Raw genomic sequence first — 18,358 nt, forward strand, 5'->3', positions numbered from 1 at the left:
GGTAATTATGATCATCCAAACTACACTTATTCTTTAAATATAACTAATCATACTGGTGAAGAAATTAAGGGAGGATGGACTGTATCCTTTGATTTGCCAAAGTCTGCTTTATATAAGTCTTCATGGGGAGGTACTTATACTGTAGAAGATAATGGTGACTTTGCTAGAGTAACATTAACCTCAGGAGCATGGCAAAATATTTCTTCAGGGGCAACAGTTACAATACAAGGTATGATTGGATTATGTTTCTCAGGAGTAAGAAATATTACATTTAATGGAATGAACCCAATAGGTAATAATGAAGCACCAGTTATTTCAGGTGCTGAGGATATTACTATTAACTTAGGGGATACTTTTAATCCTTTAAATGGAGTTAAAGCATTAGATAGTGAAGATGGTGATTTAACAAGTAAAATTTCTATTAATGGTAAAGTAGATAATACTAAGGCAGGAGAGTATACTTTAACATACTCAGTTTCAGATAGCAAAGGTGCAGTAACTACAGTTACAAGAATTGTTACTGTTTTTGATAAGAATGCACCTATAGCAAACACAAATCCAGAAATTACTGGAGTTAAGGATCAAACTATAAAAGTTGGAGGCACCTTTAATCCATTAAGTGGAATAAAGGCAACAGATAAGGAAGATGGAGATTTAACTAGTGCTATTAAAGTAGTAGGTACTGTAGATACTTCAAAAGCAGGAGTATATAAATTAACCTACACTGTTGTGGATAAAGATGGTGGTAAAGCGGAAGCTTCCTGCAATATAACTGTTGAAGAACAAAAATATCCAACTTACGACTCTAATACAATTTATAACGGTGGAGACATAGTTATTTATAATGGAGAAACTTATAAATGTAAGTGGTGGACTCAAGGACAAGCACCAGGTGCTCAATGGGGACCATGGGAAAAAATATCATAATATAGGAGGATGATAATATGGCAAAGAGAAAGTTAAAAAAGAACTTAAAAACTTTTGTTGCATTTAGTGCTATTACTGCTTTATTGTTAACTAATGGTATTCCAATTAGTGCTTTAACTCAGTCTTCCAATACAACTGAGATTACTTCACAAGCTACTACAGGGTTACGTAATGTAATGTATTATGGTGACTGGTCTATTTGGGGAGGACAAGGTAATTTCTATCCAAAGGATATACCAGCAGATAAATTAACACATTTAAATTTTGCTTTTATGGATTTTAATGCTTCAGGTGAGTTGATTTATTGTGATAAAGATGCAGCTACAGGACATCCATTAGGAAACGCAGGTGTAACTTATGGTGATGTTAATGGTGGTATCTTAAATGCATTCCAAGTGTTAAAAGCAGAAAATCCTAACTTAAAGATAGGTGTATCTTTAGGTGGATGGTCTAAGTCTGGAGACTTCTCAACAATAGCTGCAAATGCTTCAACAAGAGCTAAGTTTGTAGAAAACGTTATGAAGTTTATTAAATATACAAATATGGATTTTGTTGATTTAGACTGGGAGTATCCTGGTGACTATAGAGAGCCTGATAAGACTGATAATACAAACGATGAAGGAACACCAAATGCAAGTCCACAAGACAAGGATAATTACATCTTGTTATTACAAGATTTAAAGAATGCCTTAAATAAACAAGGTAAAGAGCTTGGAAAAACTTATGAATTATCTGTAGCATTACCAGCAGGAGTATCTAAAATAGAGGCTGGTATAGATGTTGATAAGTTATTTGATATAGTAGATTTTGCTAATATAATGACTTATGATATGGCAGGAGCTTGGAGTACAACAAGCGGTCATCAAACTGCATTATATACAAATCCTAATGCTCCAGAAGAATATAAAGGGCTTTCAGTAGATGAAAGTATTAAGTATTATATATCTCAAGGTGCAGAAAGACAAAAAATAGTTATTGGAGCAGCATACTATACACGTGGATGGGAAAAAGTTTCAGATAAAGGCGTTGACCCAAAAAATCCAGGACTATTTGGAGAAGCTGCAGTAGTTAATAAGAATGCAGACCTTACACCAACACCAGGAGCACTTAATGAAGCTCCAATGAAGAATGGTGAAGGCGGAAGAGCTGGTGGAGTATGGGGATACAATGCCCTAGATAAGTTAAAGGCTAAGTACACTGGATTAAAAGAGTACTGGGATGATAGCGCTAAGGCTCCATATTTATACAACCCAGAAACAGGTGCATTCTTTACTTACGATAATGTAAGGTCAATTCAAGAAAAGGCTAAGTATGTTAAAGAAAATAATCTTGGTGGTATGATTGCTTGGATGGCATCACAAGATGCAACTACAACTTCTACTAAGAGAGATGAATTAACAAATGCTACTAAAGAAGCATTATTTGGTTCAGGTGAATTACCTAAGTACGATGTAAAATATACAAATCCTAATTTAACTTGTACAGTAACTCCAGTAACTCAAGCATGGGGAACTGGTGGAGTACTAAATGTATCAATAAAAAATAATGAAAAATTAAGTGAGTCTGGTGAAGTGTTATCAACAGTTGAAACCGCAGCTAAAACTGTTAAAAATATGAAGGTTTATATTAAGACTAATGGTGTAGCAATTACAGGTTCACAATATCCAGCAGGTCCAGTTTCAAAGGTAGGAGATTACTACGTTATAGACTTTGGCGGCATGTCAGATGGTAAGTTAATGAAACCAGGAACAGAATTTACTTTTGATTTAAATCTTGATAAAGCTATTGAAGATACTAGCAGTATTATAAGTGTTGAAGTATCACAAAGAATGTATCAAACATCTCCTGAAATTATGAAACAAACAATTTGGGGTGATACAAACTCAGCACCAGTTATATCTGGAGCTAATAATATTACTATAAACTTAGGTGATAAGTTTAATGCTTTAAGTGGTGTTACAGCTACTGATAAGGAAGATGGAGATTTAACTAGTGCCATTAAAGTAGCAGGAACTGTAGATACTTCAAAGGCAGGAGAATATACTTTAACTTATTCTGTTAAAGACAGTAGTGGTAAAGAAACAATAGTTACAAGAGTTGTTACTGTTTTTGATAAGGATGCTCCTGTAGTAAATACAAATCCTGAAATTACTGGAGTTAAAGATCAAACTATAAAGCTTGGCTCAACTTTCAATCCGTTAAGTGGGGTAAAGGCAACAGACAAGGAAGATGGAGATTTAACTAATGCTATTAAAGTGGCAGGAACTGTAGATACTTCTAAAACAGGAGTATATAAATTAACTTACACTGTTGTAGACAAAGATGGTGGTAAGGCAGAAGTTTCATGTAATATAACCGTTGAAGATCAAAAATATCCAACCTATGATTCTAAGACAGTATATAATGGTGGAGATATAGTTGTTTATAACGGAGAAACTTATAGATGTAAATGGTGGACACAAGGTGAAATACCGGGATCATCAGAATGGGGAGCATGGGAAAAAATTAGTTAGTATTTTATTAGGGGTAAATCAATTTGATTTACCCCTTTTTGTATAAAAAAATTCTTAAGTGTTTATTAATAATATTTAAGAATAAGTATTTGACATGAAATAAGTTATCTACTATAATCTATTCATAGTAAAATAGTATGAATTAAATTATTAGTTACAAAAGATAAGTGGAGGAAGTTTAAATGACGTTTAATATTGAATTAGTAGCAGCTATTGTATTTGCTATATTAGCCTTAGGTTTACTTTGGTACCTTAATAAAAGAAAAGTTTCATTTTCAGTAAGAACTTTAATTGGGTTAGGATTAGGACTTATTTTTGGATTAACTTTAAAGGAGAATTCACTAATTGTAGAACCTATAGGAAAGATATATATTTCATTAATTAGAATGGTTGTAATTCCTTTAGTTATGGTATCTATAATTAATAGTATATCTAATTTTGAGGATAGCAGTAAACTAAAATCTTTAGGAATTAGAGCTATGGGGATGCTTTTAGGAACAACAGCTATAGCTGGAATTGTTGGTATTATATTTGGAAACATTTTTTCTGTTGGTAAAGGTATAGTATTTGAAGGAGCAGAAAATTTTGTTCCTAAGGAAATTCCAAGCTTTATGGATGTATTTAATGATATGCTTCCAACAAACCCTATAAAATCAATGGCTGAAGGACAAATTATACCAGTTATAATTTTTGCATTATTTATAGCTTTTGCAATTATTATGGAAGATAAAAAGAATAAGGAAAAGGTAGTACCTTTTAAGGCTTTCATAAATTCATTTAGTACAATATTAATGAGAATAACTAGAATTGTACTAAGATTAACACCATTTGGAGTATTTGGTCTTATGACAGCTGTAGGAGCAAAAAATGGTGTAAGTACATTAATGCCACTTTTAACTTTTGTAGTAGCAATTTATTTAGCCCTAGCTTTTCAAATTCTTATAATACATAGCTTGTTTATATTAATTTTTAAAAGAAGAAGTCCTATTAAATTCTTTAAAGGAATATGGCCAGCACAAGTTGTTGCATTTACAACTCAAAGTAGTTTTGGAACACTTCCAGTAACTATAGAATCCTTAGAAAATAATATTGGGGTATCAAGTAGTACAGCAAGTTTTGTTGCTTCCTTAGGTTCCACAGTTGGTATGAATGGATGTGGAGGAGTATTCCCAGCTATAGTAGCTATATTTGTTGCAAATGTATTTGGAATTGAACTTACATTAACTCATTATATTTTAATGATTTTAACTATAGTTGTTGGTTCCGTAGGAATTGCAGGAGTTCCAGGTGCAGCTACAATGTCTACAACACTTATTTTAACAACATTAGGACTTCCAATAGAAGGTATGGCTATTATTTTAGGCGTAGATGCAATAATAGATATGGCAAGAACTCTTACGAATGTAACAGGAGCTGGACTTGCAGCTTACATAGTGGATAAAGAATGTAAATAGATTAAATTTAAGAACTATAACCAAGGTTTATAAATTGGTTGTAGTTCTTTTTTTAGTGAAGCTACAAGTTTGATGAAATAAACAGAGTATAGTAAAATATTACTAGTAAAAGGAGGGAAGATTATGTTAGAGGTAAAGGAATTAAGTAAAAAATTTAAAGACGCCGTGGTTGTAGACAAGCTTTCTTTTAATGTAAATAAAGGGGAGATAGTTGGTCTTCTTGGAGAGAATGGAGCAGGAAAGACAACTACTCTTAGAATGATATCAACAATGCTAAAAATTACTTCTGGAGAAGTTAAAGTAAATGACTATGATGCTTCAAAGGAACCTGAAAAGGTAAGAAGAGAAATTGGAATACTTTTTGGTGGTGATATTGGACTTTATGATAGACTTACAGGAAGAGAGAATATAAGATATTTTGCTAACCTTTTTGGAATTAAAAATGATGAGGCAAACAAAAGGATAGATGAACTTTCTAAGGATTTTGGTATGGAAGATTATATTGATAAAAAGGTTGGTAAATTTTCAAGAGGGATGAAACAAAAAGTATCTATATCTCGTTCAATAGTTCATAATCCATCAGTTATGTTATTTGATGAACCAAGTACAGGGTTAGATGTAAGAGCTACTAGGGTTGTTCACCAGTTTATAAAGAAGTGTAAAGAAGAAAATAAAACTATTCTATTTTCTAGCCATTCCATGGCTGAGGTAGAGAAACTATGTGATAGAGTTATTATTATTCATAAGGGCAAGCTTGTAGAGCAGGGGAGAATAAATGAACTTAAGGAAAAGTATAATACAGAGGATTTAGAAGAAGTTTTTGTATCTTTAATTGGAGGTGATAAGGATGAGTAATTTCTTAACAGTTTTAAAGAAAGAATTAACTGACATTATTAGAGATAGAAAAACCTTAGCCTTTACAATAATTCTACCTATTCTTATATATCCTTTAATGTTTAAGGTTATGTCAACAGCCATGACTAGTTCAACAACTGAAGCACAGAAGGAAAGTAGAATTGTACTTCAAGGTGACAAGGATTCAAGTATAGCAGCTCTATTAAAAAGTCAAGAAGGTATAATAATTGAAGAGGTGGAAAACCCATCAGAAGCCTTAAAAAGTGGGGATATACAATTAATAATTAATATACCTAATAATTTTGATGCAAATATAGCTAGTGGTAAAGTTACTAATGTAGAAATGTTAATGGATGACGAATCCAATAAATCAACAGCTGCAGCAGGAATTGTATCCTCTATTTATGAGGCATATAGCAAGCAAATAGTAACCTCAAGATTACAAGAACAAGGTATAGAAGAAGAAATTTTAATGCCTTTTAATCTTGAAATAAAATCTGGAGTAAGTAAAGATGGTAATATGAATCAATTAGGAAATTATATGACAGGAATGCTACCAAGCATGGTTGTATTACTTCTTTTATCTTTAACACTTGGACTTGCATCTGAACTTGGATCAGGAGAAAAAGAGAAAAATACTTTTGAACCTCTTTTATCTACATCAGGAAATAGAAGTTCAATACTTTGGGGGAAAATAGGTAGCCTTTGTATAATGGGAGTAATTACATTATGCTTTAGCATGATATCTTTATGGATTTCATTTAAACAATATATTTCTGAATTGTCAGGAGGAGGAGAGATAGCTCTTTCACTAAGTGGAAAGTCTATAGCCTTAACAATAGTTTTCTCATTATTACTTATAGTTATAATTTGTGCACTACAAATATGTATAAGCTTATTTGCTAGAAGTACGAAGGAAGCTAATACTTATCTTTCTGGATTAATGATGCCTATGATGATACTTTCATTTATTCCAATGTTTTTAGATGCAAAAAGTATTAATGAAGTTTTCTTTCACATACCAATAATAAATTCTGTATGTGTTATAAAGGAAGCTATGGTTGGAATTTTTAATACTCAGCATATTCTTTTTGTGTTAGGATGGCAAATAGTATATGTTATTGCTGCTGTTGTAGGTGCTAAAATAATGTTCTCAAGGGAAGAGGTTGTATTTAGAAGTTAGGATAAATAAAAGAATATAAAAACATATAAATATAAGAATATATAAATATTTAAATAGGAAAAACAGGAAGGTATCATCTTCCTGTTTTAAATTATTTACAGTAAATTTTCTTCAAGTAGCCATCTAATTCTTTCTTTTCATCATCATTTAAACAATCTTTTTTAGATTTCTTTAGTAGCTCTTTAAATTTTTCGTAATCTTTATCTCCTAACTTACATTTAGCTATTTTATTTTTTAATGATATTAATTTCTTAATTTGATCCTTTGAAAGATCATTATTTTCTTGTAAACACTTATTGATTTCTCCAAGTGCTTTTTTATCATCATCAGATAATAATTTTAGGTTTTCAGCTTTAGATAGCATCTTAATATCTTCAGCAGCACGTTCTTTTCCAAGCTTATGCTTATGATGTCTGCTTTCATCTTCCTTTTTTTCAGCATCCTTCTTTTCAGATTCTGTAGCTGTAACTGTTGTAGTTTCATTTGGATATTCTACAGCACTTGCTATTATAGCAGAAGATCCACTAACTAAAGCAAGAGATAATGCTATAGCACTTACATATCTTTTTATCATTTGTATTCACCTCTATATATAATTTTGAACAAAATTAGTATGTGACAAACAATTAATGAGTATTCACAGAGTTGTTGTACTTATTTCGTATATAAGCAATTTGAATACAAGAAGGCATTATTTGTTTGTATATTTCAGATTGAAAATCCGAGTATACTATTGAGTTTTTCTTAATTTCATCTAACAAACAGCTTTCTATTTTTTCTGTTGAATAATTAGAATTAAAATTTATCTTAAGTTTCTTACATATATCAATAAGCATATCTTTATAATAAACAGAGCCATTTAAGAAGTAATCTTGCAGGGAAGTTTCACCTAACCTTTGTATATCTTCAGCTATATAGATCCAAGGGGTATTCTTGTTTTTGTAATCTTTTAAGTTAAGATAGTTAGCTAGTTTTTCTAAGTCATCATTAGAACAATTTTGTAAAAATTCTAAATCAGGATCATATCTATAACTCATTTATATCCTCCTAAAAATACTTATAGTAATGTCTATAATATTATTTCCATTTTTATGATAAGTATAACTTTAGTTATATTGTAAAAAATATAATAAATAATTGAAACATAAGGAAAGATGATATTTATGACTAGATTTAAATGGAATGATATTTTAAATAAAAATAGAATTAAAGAATATAAATCGGCTAAAAAGAATTTTGATGGCAGAGATGAATTTGAAAATGACTATGATAGGATTCTTTTTAGTGCATCTTTTAGAAGACTTCAAGATAAGGCTCAAGTTTTTCCTCTTGAGAAATTAGATTTTGTTAGAACTAGGTTAACTCACTCCTTAGAGGTGTCTTCAATTGGAAAGTCCTTAGGAATGATTATAGGACTACAGTTAATTCCTCTAACTAAAGGAACAGATGACGAAATAAACTTTCAAATGGTAGAAGAAATAGGAAATGTGTTGTCCTGTGCAGGACTTATACATGATTTGGGAAATCCACCTTTTGGACATTTTGGGGAGGTTGCCATTAGAGAATGGTTTGCTTCTAAGTTAAAAAAAAATAAGGATGGAAGCTTCTATTTTAAATTTGAGGAATATGAATTTAAATTAGAAAGGCAAGAAGCCTTAGACCTTTTGAACTTTGAGGGGAATGCTCAAGGTCTTAGAATTTTGACTAAGTTACATTTTGTTATAGATAGATATGGAATGAATTTAACTACTGGAGTGCTAAATTCAATTATAAAGTATCCTATATCATCCTTGGAACTTGGGAATAAGAAGTTTGGTGGAAAGAAGATTGGATATTTTAAAGCAGAGGAGAATACCTTTAATTATATAGTTAATAGTACAAAGATAGGTAAAAATAGAAATCCATTAGTATATATATTAGAGGCTGCTGATGATATTGCATATCTCTTAGGTGATTTAGAAGATGCATTTAGCAAGAAAATATTCTCACATGAATTATTTAAAAATAAATATAGGGAGTTTATAAAGGAAGAAGGATATGAAGAGAAAACCCTTGAGGAAAGCTTATCTTTCTATCTTTCTAAGAACTATGATATTGCAAAAGAGGAATATGGATATGAAGATCCAGGGGAATATGCCCTAAAGTCATTTATAATAAAGTTAAATAGATATTTTAAAGACTGTGTTTCGGAAGAATTTATATCCTCTTATGATGAGATTATGAGGGGGGAATATAAGGGGAATCTTATAGAAAATTCTAAAGCTAATAAGGTATCATCATTTTTAAGAAGAATATCTAATGAATATGTATATAATAATGATAGAATTGTATCTAATGAAATTGTAGGGTATAAAATAATAGAATTTTTGTTAGATACCTTTATACCTGTTGCATTAAACAAGGATGTAAAACCCTATGAGGGGTATGATGGAAAACTATATTCACTTATTTCTAAAAATTATAGATTTGTATGTGAACATAGTATTGAACAAAAGGATTGTAGTGAAGAGTATTGTAGATTATTATTAGTTACTGACTTTATATGTGGAATGACAGATTCATATGCTGCTCATATTTATCATGAATTGTTGGGTATGAGAATTTAAAATATTAAATTTTTATTTTTATTCTAACAAAATACAAAATACATGGAAAAATACATAGAAAATTAAGTATATGATATGAAAAATTAAAAAGTAATAGTAATTTAATAATGAATTGTGGTATTATATTATTTATTGAGGAGGGATAATATGGAATTAAATTGGAGCTTGAAGGAAATATATCCTTCATTTGAAAGTGAAGAATTTAAAAATGATTTAGAAAAGTTAGACCAAAGTATAAAGTCCTTAAATACTTGGGCTGATGAAGTGGTTTGTGAGGAAGGCAATGTAAGGCCAAAGCTTGAAGAATATATAAAGAGATCTTCAAAATTATCTGAGCTAATTGGTAGGCTTGAGGCTTTTATTTCTCTTACATTAAGTGCAGATACTAAAAATTCAGAAGGGTTAAGATATTCTGATATATTAGATAGTAAACTCACTGAGATTGTTGAAGCAACTACAAAGCTTGAAAGATGGATTAGTAATATAAAAGATATCGATATCGTTATTAAGGGATCAGAAGTTTTAAAAGAGCATGAATTTTACATTAAAGAAATAATAGAAAAGAGTAAATATCTTCTTTCAGATAGGGAAGAATCTATAATTTCTAAAATGAAGAATACAGGATCAAATGCTTGGCTAAAATTAAAGGATAATTTAATATCTAACTTAAAGGTGGACATAGAAATAGATGGTGAAATGAAAGAACTACCTTTAACAGTAGTATTAAATATGGCTTATGATCCAAATGGAGAATTAAGAAGAAAAGCTTATTTTGCTGAAATTGAATCATATAAAAAAGTTGAAGAGGGTGTAGCAGCAGCCTTAAATGGAATTAAAGGTGAGGTTTTAACAGTATGTGATTTAAGAGGATATAAATCACCTCTTGATATGACTCTTGTTAATTCTAGAATGGATGAAGAATCATTAGATGCAATGCTTGAAGCTATGAAGGAAAGTATGCCTTTATTTAGAAAGTATTTAAGAAGAAAAGGTGAACTTTTAGGATACAAAAATGGATTACCATTCTATGAAATGTATGCACCTGTTTCAGAAGCTGAAATGAAATTCACTTATGAAGAAGCTGCAAAGTATGTAGAAAAGAACTTTAGAACTTTCAGTGACCATTTAGCTGATTTTGCTAAAACTGCAGTTGAAAAAAGCTGGATAGATGTATTCCCTAAAGAAGGTAAGGTTGGGGGAGCATTCTGTCATAACCTTCATTTCTTAGGTGAAAGTAGATTTTTACTAAACTATGGAGAACAGTTTGGTGATGTTGTAACTATGGCACATGAGCTTGGACATGGATTCCATGGAGAGTGTTTAAAGAATGAAAAGATATTAAACTCTGATTATCCAATGCCAATTGCAGAAACAGCTTCTACATTCTGTGAAACTATTATTAAAAAAGCTGCTATAAAAGATGCAACTAAGGAAGAGGCTTTAGCTATTCTAGAAAATGAAATATCAGATTGTACACAAGTTATTGTAGATATATATTCTAGATTTTTATTTGAGAAGGCTTTCTTTGAAAAGAGAAGAGAAAGTGCTTTATCAGTAGAAGAGATAAAAGAATTAATGTTAAATGCTCAAAGAGAAGCATATGGTGATGGATTAGACCCAGAATACTTACATCCATATATGTGGACATGGAAGCCACACTACTATTATGCAGACTCTAACTTCTATAACTTCCCATATGCATTTGGATTATTATTTGCTAAGGGATTATATGCTGAATATTTAAAGAAGGGTAAGGAATTTACTACTGAATATGAAAATCTTCTTTCAATTACAGGTAAAAATGCTATAGCCGATATAACTAAGGTTGTAGGAATTGATATTCATAATAAGGAATTCTGGAAGAATTCTCTAAAGACTATAGAAGAAGATATAGAGCAATTTATAGAGTTAACTAAATAGATAGAAAAGGGATGTATCAAAAAATACTTATGATACATCTCTTTCTTTTTTTGGAAGAAGTATTATTAACTTGTTAGTTATAACTATTTGACTTATAATACTTAGATAAAGGATAGATTTTACTATATAGATAGGATGATATAAATGAAGTATGATGAAGCAATGGATTATATACATAAGGTAGGTAATTTTGGCTCTAATTATGGCCTTGAAAGAACCTATAGACTACTAGAAATCCTTGGTAATCCCCAAGAAGGATTAAAATTAATACACATAGCAGGAACAAATGGTAAAGGTTCAACCACATCTATAATAACTTCTTTACTTATGGAGAAGGGGTTTAAGGTTGGCATGTATACATCTCCTTTTTTAGAGGAGTTTGAAGAAAGAATACAAATTAATAGAAATAATATTCCTAAGGATACTTTAGGTAGACTAATGGATGTTTTAAAAGTTTCTGTTAACCAGGTTATTTTAGAGGGATATAATCATCCAACAGAGTTTGAAATAATTACTTGTTTAATGCTTTTATATTTTAAAGAGGAAAATATAGATTATGGAGTTATTGAAGTAGGTTTAGGTGGAAGGCTTGATTCTACCAATGTTATAACTCCAATACTTAGTATAATTACCTCTATAAGCTTAGATCATACTAACCTTTTGGGAAGTACTTTAGAGGAGATTGCAGGTGAAAAGGCTGGTATTATAAAAAAAGCTATACCTGTAATAAGTTATCCTCAGGAAGAGGAAGCAAAGGTGGTTATTGAAAAGGTATGTAAGGAAAATAACTCTTCTTTATATATAGTAGATAAAAGCAAAGGTCACTTTTTAAGTGTTGTTAATAAGGATAAGATATATCAAAAAGTAGAAGTAGAATTTAAGAATAAAAAAATAGATTTAGATTTTGCTCTTCTTGGAGAACATCAAATTACTAACTTATTAGTAGCATTAAATGGAATAAGTGTACTTGAGGAAATTGAAAATATTAAGTTTACCATAGATGATATAAAAGAGGGGGTAAAAAAGGTACAATGGAAAGGTAGACTAGAGGTTATGAAAAATAACCCTTTAGTTGTTATTGATGGGGCTCATAATATTCAAGGTATAAAAACATTAAATGAAAATGTACATAAGTATTTTACTTATAAGAATATATATTTATTATTAGGGATATTAGCTGATAAACAAGTTGAAGATATGGTGAAAGTTATTACACCAGAGGCTAAAAAGGTGTATGCGCTAACACCTCATAGCAATAGAGCAGAATTATCAAAAGATTTAAAGAAGGTTATAGACAAGTACAATTCAAATTGTGTTGCTCTAGATAGCTACGAAGAAGGATTAGCTTTAGCTTTATCAGAGGCAAATGAAGAAGATTTGATTTTAATAAGTGGGTCACTATATATGATAGGTGATATGAGAGGCATTATTAGAAGGAAATTCAATAAATAAAATATGCTAGAGGGTGGGGATTTTATGACCTGTGAAGAAAAGGATATATGCTACAAGGACTTAAAAACATTTTATGAGGAAAATAAGGGCCAGGTATACACAAACCAAAACTTTGAAGAAGCAGGAAAAGATGAGATAAACTCAATTTTTATGGGTAATGATTTACCTACCTTTGATATGATTGGAAATTCAAAAAGGTTATTAAGAATTATTGACTTAATAATTGAAGATGAATCTAATATTAGTGAAGCAATATCTTTCATAGAAGAACATCCTTTAATAAAGTATTATGGGGAGTTTATAGAATTAATTAATGGAAGAATTGAATCTAATATTATTAACAAAAGGGATATAATAAAGGTTGGAAGATTAATGGCTTTTAAAGGTAACTCAAAAGAAGAAATAAAGCTTGGATTAACTCTTTTGTTTTTTGATGAAATTGAAGAAATAAAGGAAAAGCTTTTAGTTTTAGCTTTATATAATGAGTATTCTTTTTATGTTGCTAAATTATTTTTAAAGTTAAAGGGTTCTGATGAGATATTATTTGATTTAGCTAAAGTATCTCAGGCAGCAGGAAGGGTGATTTATGCAAATTATATAGATGTACTTAATAAAGATATGAAAGAGTGGATGGTCTGTGAAGGCTGGAAAGGGGAATATTTCAAGAATTTTCTTTGGAATACCACTATAATTAAGGTGGGGTATGATTACTTTCTAAATAATGACAATATTAATGAGAAGACTTTTAAAGCTTTTGGAGAAGTAGTAAGCAATATATTTGTATACTATAATTATGAAAAGTTATCTATATTTAAAAGGTTAGTAAAAAGATATATTGATTTATTTGAGAAGTATGATAAAGATGTTAAAAGTTGTTTAACCTTAGGAAATGTGTATAGATATATAGTTGATGAATCAGTCATGGAAGATGAATATTATAAAAAAACTCAAAAGCTCTATTTAAAAATAGATTGGACAAGAGTATTTAATGATGCTATAAAAGATGAAACTGTTGATTCACCATTATTATTTCAATTAGCTGTTGAAATGGATGAAGATTTAACTGTAGAGGAGTTAAATATGCTCTTAAAAAGGAATCCTAGAGATTATGTTTGGTATAAGTATATAGAAATGTTAAATGAAACATCATACTCCGATCTATTAATAAGTACAGTTAAGAAATCTCTAAATTTAAAGGAAATATTTATAGGTCCAAAGGATTTGTCAAAGGAAGTTTATGTTGAGGATAGTAGTGATTATTCATTACTTTTAATAGCTTTAGAGTCACTAACAAGAGAGAGCATAATTAAAAATCAAGATTTCCTTGTAGAATGCTTAAATGCTGATTTAATAGATATAAGATTATCAGCAATTGAAAAGCTATGGTCTATAGAAGATCGATGGACAAGAAAAACCCTATCTTCACTTGAGGAGGCAATTAAAAATGAAGTTGTTGATTGGATAAGAAAAAAAATAATTTTCATTATATATGAAAATAACAATAATTTTATAATTACTGATATTAACAATCCAGAAGAGGAGATTGATGGGGAAGATATATTTTTAACTAATATAATTATACCTACAGTTACTGTCAACAAGCTTAAATATAACAATGAGCTAGTAAAAGAAGGAGATGTATTGACTCTTTTAAATGGTCTAGATGGTTATAAAGAGGATAGAATATTTATTACTACTAGCTTTGGGTTAGTTATTGGAGAGTTAAGCAGTAGGGAAGGAGAAATTATTAGAAATCTTATTATGGCAGGAGAAAGAATTGCAGGTAAGATTGAGAAATATGATGATAATATAGATTTTATGTATATAAGTCTATATAAAAAGGGAGATTACTTAATTAAAGAGTTAAGTAATATAATAAATGAAAAATTCAAATTTCTTATAGAAGATTAAAAATTCAAGTATTTAAACAGCCCCTTGTCAAGTAGACAAGGGGCTTTCTTTCTATTTATTTTCTTTCCACTCTTTAAGAGCTTTAGCAAGTTGGTCTGGGCAAGAAGTACCTTTCCCTCTGCAGTCTATACCTTGTAATTTATTTATTGCATCTTCAATATTCATGCCTTCTACTAATCTAGATATACCTTGAAGGTTACCTTCACAACCTCTTAAGAAGTTAACCTCTTTAATAATATCATTTTCTATTGAAAAAGTAATTTCTGTAGAACATGTCCCCTTTGTCTTGTATGAATACATGAACATACCTCCCTGTAATTTTATTTATAACAAATTATATTATATATGGTAAGGGCGTAGAAATAAAGGAAAAAATATGGTGAAAGTTGTCCCATTAGAGATAAAGACACATATATTATAAGTACAATAAGGTTTCCTAAAGGGGTTGTTTTTAATGAATTCTATAGCAATTTGCAATACATCCAGTGATAATTTAAGCTTAATAGATATAGAGAGTTATTCAGTAGATCATATCCCCTTAGATTTAGGAGAAAAACCTGTTGGACCTCATGGTATAGAGTATGAAAATAATACTATAATCACATCAAATAATTATAGCAATAGCATATCTTTAATAGATATGCATTCAAAGAAAGAGGTAAACAATCTATATGTTGGAGCACATCCTAATGATGTTAAGCTTTATGAAAATAAGGCTTATATTGCCTGTGGAGAAAGTAATTCATTATTAGTAATGGATATGGCAAGTAAGAAAATAGCATTTGATATAAAACTTGAATCATATCCCCATAGCATTGCATTAGATAAAGATAAGGGAATAATGTACATTAGTAATATGGATGGACACTCTGTATCTATTATAGATTGTTTGAATAATAAGGTGATTGGAAGAATTAAAGCACCAGAGTATCCAACAAAGATTTTACTATCTAAGGATGAAAAAAAGATTTACCTATGTGAAAGTTATTTAGGTTATGACATTGAAGGTTATATAGATATAATTTCTACAGAAAATTATAAAAGTATTGGAAGAATAAAGGTAGGTATTACACCAGTTGATATGTATGAATATGGAGAAGAATTATATGTATCTAATTTTACTGAAGGATCTATTAGTGTTGTAGATATAAAAAGATTAAGAGAGACTAGAAAAATATACGTAGGTGGAATGCCAAGAGGAATTATAAAACAAAAAGATTATATATATATAGGAGATTATATGGGGGGAAAATTAAGAATTATAGACTTTAGTGAACAAAAGGTAAAGACCATACCTATAGGTAATGAACCTAACGGTATGATCCTTATTAATTAGTTTCTTCAAATAAAATATTAATTATTTTATTATAAATTTCAGAAGGGTTTTCTTGCCACTTACTACAAAGCAAGGAAGCTTGTTTTTTAGTAGGAACAGATACTTTTAAATCAATTAAAGGTAATTTATCCTCGATTGCTGTTAGTTCTACTAAGAAGTTATCATTTTTAGCTAAAGTGTAATCACTTTGAATAGTTAATTCTTTTTTTATTAACTCTATTTTTTCGTTAATATAATTGTTTATTATAGATATTTTTGAAGGGGAAATTCTGTCCTTAAAAAAGGATAGAACATTTTCTCCTTTTTTTGTTAGTACTATTAACTTTTTTTCATTTATGTCTTCATATCTTATGAACTCGCTAGAATCAAGTTCACTTATATATTGTTGAAGTGTAAAGTAGTTAATAAGATTGTTTTCCAGCACTATTTCTGTAAGCTGAGTATTTGATATAGGCCTGTTTAATTCTTTTAAAATATGTAAAAGTAATAGCTTATTTTCAGCTAATTCTGCTGTATTTTCAAACATAATAAAACCTCCATCTCCACTGAAAGTATAGATTTATTATATCATAAATTATTATTAAGTGAATATAAATTTAGAGATAGAAATGATAGGGGTAAGAAGTTTGGAGTGGAAAAAGGTTAGAATTGGTTTATCCTTGTTACTAATAGTTATTTTAATAGGTGGATCTTTTTTGCTTAATGGAAAGACTAAAAGTACTTTTGGGGAAGTGGTAGAAGTACCAATTTATTCAGTAGATAAGGAAGAAAAAGAAATAGCACTAACTTTCGATATCAATTGGGCGGAAAATGATTACATTTATAGCATATTAGATACATTGGATAAATATAATGTAAAGGGAACATTCTTCGTAATGGGGGGATGGGTAAATTATAGTGATGAAAATGTGGAAAAGTTAAAGAAGATTAACGAGAGGGGGCATGAGATAGGGAATCATAGTTATAAGCACCCTATCTTTAGCAAGATAGGAGAAGAAAGAATTAAAGAGGAACTTAGAAAAACAGATGAGGTTGTTGAAAAATACACAGGAAAAAAGCCAATGGTTTTTAGATTTCCAAGTGGAGATTATAATGCACAATCATATAGGACTGTAACATCTTTAGGATATAAATGTATTCAATGGGATGCAGATTCTGTAGATTGGAAGGAACAAGGTGAAGAAGTAGAATATAACAAAGTCATGAAGAAGGTAAAAGCAGGATCTATTCTTTTATATCACAATAATGCAAAATATACTCCAAATAATTTGAATAGGATAATACCTGAACTACAAAAGCAAGGGTATAAATTTGTCACTGTAGGAGAATTAATTTATAAAGAAGATGCTTATGTTGACAAAGATGGAGTACAACATAGAAAATAATTCTATTTAATATTGAAAATGGAATGTGGAATGTATTATAATGGAAATAGGTGCTTGTGGGATCTTCTTTATTTACAATTTTATTACTAAGGGAGAGAGGGGTTACAATGGATAATTTAATGTTAAATAACAAAATCTATCTTGAAGGTAAGATAGTATCTGAGCTAGAATTCAGTCATGAAATGTATGGGGAAGGGTTCTATAGTTTTAATTTGGAGGTTATGAGACTTAGTGATTCAGTAGACATGTTAAATATTACTGTATCAGAAAGACTTTTAACTGGGATAGATATTACTATAGGAAAAGATATAATTGTTGAAGGTCAACTAAGATCCTACAATAAATTTATGGATGGTACTAATAAATTAATATTAACTGTTTTTGCTAGAAATATAGAGCCTTGTATAGAAAGAAGTAAGAATCCAAATGAAATTTTCTTAGATGGATATATATGCAAGGAACCTGTATATAGAACAACACCATTTGGAAGAGAAATAGCTGATGTTTTATTAGCTGTAAATAGAGCTTACAATAAGTCAGATTATATTCCAACTATAGCTTGGGGAAGAAATTCTAGATTTTGTCAAACTTTAAGTGTTGGTGACAATATTAGGGTGTGGGGAAGATTACAAAGTAGAGAATATCAAAAGAAGATAACAGAAACAGAAGCAATAAAGAAAATAGCATATGAAGTTTCTATTTCTAAGATGGAGAAGGTAAGTAAAGAAGAAAGTGCTTCACAAGATGAAGAAGGAGCAGTGTAAATTAAGATTTTAACATATTTAGATAAATATAAGAAAAACCACAAGAAAATTA

General features: G+C 29.8%; 16 protein-coding genes. 12 read left to right on the forward strand and 4 right to left on the reverse strand.

Annotated features, from left to right (window positions below):
* The 5 genes from G594_RS0105110 to G594_RS0105130 form a co-directional block, all read left to right on the forward strand.
* Positions 1-927 (forward strand): immunoglobulin-like domain-containing protein (locus tag G594_RS0105110; protein ID WP_027097592.1); only part of this gene is annotated, 927 nt, incomplete at its 5' end.
* Positions 928-944: 17 nt separating this feature from the next.
* Positions 945-3,440 carry a glycosyl hydrolase family 18 protein gene (locus G594_RS0105115; protein WP_027097593.1) on the forward strand — a complete coding sequence of 832 codons (2,496 nt, stop codon included), beginning with the start codon at positions 945-947 and terminating at the stop codon, positions 3,438-3,440.
* 182 nt (positions 3,441-3,622) lie between these two features.
* Positions 3,623-4,894, forward strand: a complete 1,272-nt coding sequence (locus G594_RS18375) for a dicarboxylate/amino acid:cation symporter (RefSeq protein WP_034865912.1) — start codon at positions 3,623-3,625, stop codon at positions 4,892-4,894.
* 123 nt (positions 4,895-5,017) lie between these two features.
* Positions 5,018-5,749, forward strand: coding sequence for an ABC transporter ATP-binding protein (locus G594_RS0105125; RefSeq protein WP_027097594.1), 732 nt, complete (start codon positions 5,018-5,020; stop codon positions 5,747-5,749).
* Positions 5,742-6,932, forward strand: a complete 1,191-nt coding sequence (locus G594_RS0105130; RefSeq protein WP_027097595.1) for an ABC transporter permease — start codon at positions 5,742-5,744, stop codon at positions 6,930-6,932. The genes G594_RS0105125 and G594_RS0105130 overlap by 8 nt, the downstream gene beginning before the upstream one ends.
* A gap of 91 nt (positions 6,933-7,023) precedes the next feature.
* Here the strand turns inward: G594_RS0105130 and G594_RS0105135 are convergent, their stop codons facing one another.
* Together G594_RS0105135 and G594_RS18380 are read right to left on the reverse strand one after the other, a co-directional pair.
* Positions 7,024-7,506: a hypothetical protein gene (locus tag G594_RS0105135; protein ID WP_027097596.1), complete on the reverse strand. Its 483-nt coding sequence runs from the start codon at positions 7,504-7,506 to the stop codon at positions 7,024-7,026.
* Between the two features lie 52 nt (positions 7,507-7,558).
* A complete protein-coding gene (locus G594_RS18380) occupies positions 7,559-7,969 on the reverse strand; it encodes a DUF3944 domain-containing protein (RefSeq protein WP_051195910.1) in 411 nt (136 codons plus the stop codon).
* Between the two features lie 126 nt (positions 7,970-8,095).
* Here G594_RS18380 and G594_RS0105145 point away from each other — a divergent pair, with 126 nt between their 5' ends.
* From G594_RS0105145 to G594_RS0105160, 4 genes are all read left to right on the forward strand, one after another.
* Positions 8,096-9,538, forward strand: coding sequence for a deoxyguanosinetriphosphate triphosphohydrolase (locus G594_RS0105145; protein ID WP_034865914.1), 1,443 nt, complete (start codon positions 8,096-8,098; stop codon positions 9,536-9,538).
* A gap of 147 nt (positions 9,539-9,685) precedes the next feature.
* Positions 9,686-11,458 carry a M3 family oligoendopeptidase gene (locus tag G594_RS0105150; RefSeq protein WP_027097598.1) on the forward strand — a complete coding sequence of 591 codons (1,773 nt, stop codon included), beginning with the start codon at positions 9,686-9,688 and terminating at the stop codon, positions 11,456-11,458.
* A 144-nt stretch (positions 11,459-11,602) separates the two neighbouring features.
* Positions 11,603-12,910 (forward strand): bifunctional folylpolyglutamate synthase/dihydrofolate synthase, encoded by a 1,308-nt coding sequence (locus G594_RS0105155; protein ID WP_027097599.1) that lies wholly within the window; start codon positions 11,603-11,605, stop codon positions 12,908-12,910.
* A 24-nt stretch (positions 12,911-12,934) separates the two neighbouring features.
* On the forward strand, positions 12,935-14,821 hold the full coding sequence (locus G594_RS0105160) for a hypothetical protein (protein WP_027097600.1): 1,887 nt from the start codon (positions 12,935-12,937) through the stop codon (positions 14,819-14,821).
* A 51-nt stretch (positions 14,822-14,872) separates the two neighbouring features.
* Here G594_RS0105160 and G594_RS0105165 read toward each other — a convergent pair whose 3' ends face one another.
* Positions 14,873-15,121: a TIGR03905 family TSCPD domain-containing protein gene (locus G594_RS0105165; protein ID WP_027097601.1), complete on the reverse strand. Its 249-nt coding sequence runs from the start codon at positions 15,119-15,121 to the stop codon at positions 14,873-14,875.
* Between the two features lie 154 nt (positions 15,122-15,275).
* Here G594_RS0105165 and G594_RS0105170 point away from each other — a divergent pair, with 154 nt between their 5' ends.
* Positions 15,276-16,157, forward strand: coding sequence for a YncE family protein (locus tag G594_RS0105170; protein ID WP_027097602.1), 882 nt, complete (start codon positions 15,276-15,278; stop codon positions 16,155-16,157).
* Here G594_RS0105170 and G594_RS0105175 read toward each other — a convergent pair.
* The gene (locus G594_RS0105175) at positions 16,150-16,683 is read right to left on the reverse strand and encodes a DUF4364 family protein (protein WP_027097603.1); all 534 of its coding nucleotides are present in this window, start codon (positions 16,681-16,683) and stop codon (positions 16,150-16,152) included. The genes G594_RS0105170 and G594_RS0105175 overlap by 8 nt on opposite strands.
* 100 nt (positions 16,684-16,783) lie before the next feature.
* Here G594_RS0105175 and pdaB point away from each other — a divergent pair, with 100 nt between their 5' ends.
* Both pdaB and G594_RS0105185 read left to right on the forward strand, forming a co-directional pair.
* Complete coding sequence (gene pdaB, locus G594_RS0105180) at positions 16,784-17,542, forward strand: polysaccharide deacetylase family sporulation protein PdaB (RefSeq protein WP_027097604.1); 759 nt, start codon at positions 16,784-16,786, stop codon at positions 17,540-17,542.
* Between the two features lie 107 nt (positions 17,543-17,649).
* Positions 17,650-18,306, forward strand: a complete 657-nt coding sequence (locus G594_RS0105185; protein WP_027097605.1) for a single-stranded DNA-binding protein — start codon at positions 17,650-17,652, stop codon at positions 18,304-18,306.
* The last annotated feature ends 52 nt before the right edge of the window (positions 18,307-18,358 follow it).

This window comes from Clostridium paraputrificum AGR2156 (assembly GCF_000424025.1).
Classification (GTDB): Bacteria; Bacillota; Clostridia; order Clostridiales; family Clostridiaceae; genus Clostridium; species Clostridium paraputrificum.

What these genes read in the sequence shown, in the direction of transcription:
- G594_RS0105115 (WP_027097593.1), top strand. Translation starts at nt 945, where the DNA reads ATGGCAAAGAGAAAGTTAAAAAAGAACTTAAAAACTTTTGTTGCATTT.
- G594_RS18375 (WP_034865912.1), top strand. Translation starts at nt 3,623, where the DNA reads ATGACGTTTAATATTGAATTAGTAGCAGCTATTGTATTTGCTATATTA.
- G594_RS0105125 (WP_027097594.1), top strand. Translation starts at nt 5,018, where the DNA reads ATGTTAGAGGTAAAGGAATTAAGTAAAAAATTTAAAGACGCCGTGGTT.
- G594_RS0105130 (WP_027097595.1), top strand. Translation starts at nt 5,742, where the DNA reads ATGAGTAATTTCTTAACAGTTTTAAAGAAAGAATTAACTGACATTATT.
- G594_RS0105135 (WP_027097596.1), bottom strand. Translation starts at nt 7,506, where the DNA reads ATGATAAAAAGATATGTAAGTGCTATAGCATTATCTCTTGCTTTAGTT.
- G594_RS18380 (WP_051195910.1), bottom strand. Translation starts at nt 7,969, where the DNA reads ATGAGTTATAGATATGATCCTGATTTAGAATTTTTACAAAATTGTTCT.
- G594_RS0105145 (WP_034865914.1), top strand. Translation starts at nt 8,096, where the DNA reads ATGACTAGATTTAAATGGAATGATATTTTAAATAAAAATAGAATTAAA.
- G594_RS0105150 (WP_027097598.1), top strand. Translation starts at nt 9,686, where the DNA reads ATGGAATTAAATTGGAGCTTGAAGGAAATATATCCTTCATTTGAAAGT.
- G594_RS0105155 (WP_027097599.1), top strand. Translation starts at nt 11,603, where the DNA reads ATGAAGTATGATGAAGCAATGGATTATATACATAAGGTAGGTAATTTT.
- G594_RS0105160 (WP_027097600.1), top strand. Translation starts at nt 12,935, where the DNA reads ATGACCTGTGAAGAAAAGGATATATGCTACAAGGACTTAAAAACATTT.
- G594_RS0105165 (WP_027097601.1), bottom strand. Translation starts at nt 15,121, where the DNA reads ATGTATTCATACAAGACAAAGGGGACATGTTCTACAGAAATTACTTTT.
- G594_RS0105170 (WP_027097602.1), top strand. Translation starts at nt 15,276, where the DNA reads ATGAATTCTATAGCAATTTGCAATACATCCAGTGATAATTTAAGCTTA.
- G594_RS0105175 (WP_027097603.1), bottom strand. Translation starts at nt 16,683, where the DNA reads ATGTTTGAAAATACAGCAGAATTAGCTGAAAATAAGCTATTACTTTTA.
- G594_RS0105185 (WP_027097605.1), top strand. Translation starts at nt 17,650, where the DNA reads ATGGATAATTTAATGTTAAATAACAAAATCTATCTTGAAGGTAAGATA.